Origin of the sequence: Methanobrevibacter sp. (genome assembly GCF_030539555.1) — an archaeon.
GTDB lineage: Archaea > Methanobacteriota > Methanobacteria > Methanobacteriales > Methanobacteriaceae > Methanocatella.
On the sequence record NZ_JAUNXX010000106.1, the window covers coordinates 1 to 3,556 of the forward strand.

A 3,556-nucleotide genomic window follows, 5' to 3' on the forward strand; every position below is an offset into this window, starting at 1 on the left:
CAATTTTCCACATGTACGGTAATTTTTCATTAGTTTATTCAACTTTTGAAAATAATTCAGCCAACAATGGCGGCGCATTATTCATTGACAACTCTACAAATGCAATTTTTATGCGCAATACTTTTACAAACAATAAAGCAGCTAACACTGGGGGAGCTATTTATTCTCTTTTAAATAAATTAAATGCTCCATTTCAAAGATTTAATTCTGCCAATTCTAATGTTGCAGCTCATGAAAAGGACTATTATGATGTTTCAGCTCTTGATTTAGTAATTGGCAATGGAAATTATACTATGTATAATGTAGATGAAAATTCAATAAGTTCTCTTCCAAGCAGATACTGTTTGATTGATGAGGGCTATGTTACTGGTGTTAATGATCAGCAAACCAGTGGTAACTGTTGGGCATTCACGGCCATTGCTGTTTTGGAGTCCTGTATTTTAAAAGCTAGTGGGAATTGGGTGGATCTCTCTGAGGAAAACATGAAAAATGTAATAGCCTTATATTCTGATTATGGTTGGAACCTGGTTGACACTAACAATGGAGGTTATGATAATATGCCTTGGGGATATCTTGCAAGTTGGTTAGGTCCAGTAAATGAAATTGATGACACGTTTGATGATAAATCAACCTTATCTCCAATATTGAATAGCGTAATGCATGTTCAAAACATTAAATTTTTAGAACGCAGATCCTATACTGACAATGACGAGATTAAAAAAGCAATCTTAAACTACGGTGCTGTAGGAACAGGAATCTACCAGGATCCATATTATTTAAATTCAAATACTCATGCATATTACTGTTGGTATAACACATATTGCAACCATGCGGTCACTATTGTAGGATGGGATGACAATTTCTCAAAAGATAATTTCAGATGGGGCAGTGACATCGAAGGAAATGGAGCTTGGATTGTAAAAAATAGTTGGGGTGATGATTGGGAGGATAATGGATATTACTATGTTTCTTATTATGATGCAAACTTTGCAAGGCCATTGGATGAAAATTGTGCATATACCATTATTTTAAATGATACAATTAGATTTGACAAAAACTATCAGTATGACATTGCCGGCATGACAGATTACTTCCTAAATTCTTCATCAAAGGTCTGGTATAAAAATGTCTTTATTTCCACTTCCGATGAATATTTGGCTGCAGTTTCAACATACTTTGAAAAGGTTTGTAATTGGACTGCATCTGTCTTGATAAATGGTGAGCTTGAGGATGTCTTGTCAGGAAGCACCACTCCAGGTTACTATACATTTAATCTAAATAAATACATTCAACTTAAACCTGGAGATATATTTGAAATCATTTTCAATATTACCTCTTTTGGAGAGGCATCTTTTCCAATATCTGAAGCAACATTATTAAATACTCTTGTATACAGTCCACAGATTTCATATTTAAGTTATGACGGTGAAAATTGGGTTGATTTATATAATTTGACATGGAGATATTCGACCCATAATTATAGTTCCCAAGTTGCATGTATCAAGGCATTTACTTATATAAATCCAATCAATACATTAACTAATCTAAGCATTGATTTTAAACAGGATGAGTTATCAAATGTTACTGCAATTGTTATTGATGAATATGGCAATTTGGTAAAATGTGGTAAGGTCTCCTTTAATATAAATGGTGAAAACCAAAGTGTCAATGTTGTAAACGGCAAGGCAATCCTATCGTATGATTTAAACAAAAAAATTAACTCAATATCTGCCGTATTTGATGGTGAGGGATATAATTCATCTTCAAACATGACTTCTTATGTTCTTCCAAAAATAAATATTGACTGGACATTAAACATAACTCAGGTCTATAACAATGTAAACATCACCGTAAGTGCCAATAAATTACTTAATGAAAGCATAATCATGATTATCAATGGTGAAAAGGTTCCATTCGAATTAATCAATGGAAGCAACACATTGGAATTGAAGAATTTAGCCAATGATTTGTATGGTGTACATGTGTCACTTTTGGATAATTCTTATTATTCTGCTGATATTTTAAGTGATGAATTTGTTATTGAATTGTACAATACAAGAATTGTGTCCAATAGCTTAAATGCAACTGATGAAGGCGTGTTTGCCTACAATATAACTCTATTTGATGAAAATAATAATTCAATAGCAAATAAAAAGATCATTTTTACAATTGGCAATGTGAATTATATGAATGTGACTGACGATAATGGCATAGCCATTATCTTCATAAAATTGGAAAAAGGAGTTTATGATGTTAAATCAACTTTTGAAGGAGATAATAATTATTTTGCTTCAAATGAATCCAGTATAATCAATGTTAAAGGTAAAATTTTTATTAATCTGGATATGAATACATTTAGAAACATTGCATTTATCAATGTCTATGCAACCAACAACATTAACGAAACATTTATGCTATTAATTAATAACAAAACTTACAATATTACTTCAAAAAATGGTTTGGCTTCACTTAAATTGTATAATTTGTCCAATGGCATATATGATGTAACTGTATTTATGGATGAGGATGAATATGAATTCAATGAGATAAATTCACAATTTGTCATTGATATGGATGATTTGCCTGAAATCAACACTAACATTGTGATGTCTGATGCTGATGTGACTGTTAATATTGATGCTGGAAATGCTGAGGGTAGTGTTGTTGTAATAATTGATGGAGCATATGCTATTGTAAACCTTGATAAAGGCCGAGCTAATTACACTATTAAAGATATTGCACCTGGAAATCATTCTATTATAATATATGATGGTTTATCTTCATATTTCAAATCTGAAGTATTCACCATTCCAAAAAAGGAATCCAGTATTGAACTGGTTGTTAATAATACGAAAGTTGGTGAAAAATCAACAATCCTTGTTGAAGTTACACCCGAAGCTACAGGAATTGTTTCAATTGACATTAACGGCACAGATTATTTAATCAATCTATCCAAAACAAATTCATTGGAGGTCATATTTACGGAAGTTGGCAGATACCATATTACTGCATCTTATCTGGGTGATGAAAACTACAATTCCTCACAATCACGGGATTATTATTTTGTGGTTAATGATAAACTTAAACGTGATGTCTTCATTGATGTTCCTAATGATATAAAAGTCGGTAAAAATGTTGAATTTGCTGTTTTAGGAGATGTTACTGGTGATTTGGAGATTTATATTGATGGACAACTTCAAAATATTGAAAATAACGTTGTCACCTTCAAACCTTTTAATGCAGGTTTACATCTCCTCACTGTTACTGCTAACGAAAACAGTGATTATCATGCATTTAACCAATCAATTCCTTTTGTAGTTATTAAAAACGTTGCAGACATTTCCATTAGTCTACCTGAAACAATAATGGTAGGTCAAACTATCAGTATCAATCCAGTAACTGATAGTGATGGTTCATTAACTGTTAAAGTCAATGGCGAAACAATCAAATCCAGCTATCTAATTCCATTTAAAACTACATTCGTTATCACTGTAGAAAGTAGTGAAACAGAGATGTTTTATGAAGGTTTTTATTCTACAACTTTCACTCCAGTAAA

The 3,556-nt window shown here is 31.8% G+C and carries 1 protein-coding gene; it reads left to right on the top strand.

What is annotated here, in order from left to right; all coding sequences use genetic code 11:
• Positions 1–3,556: Ig-like domain repeat protein (locus Q4Q55_RS10025; protein ID WP_303372664.1), on the top strand; the 3,556-nt coding region annotated here is incomplete at both ends.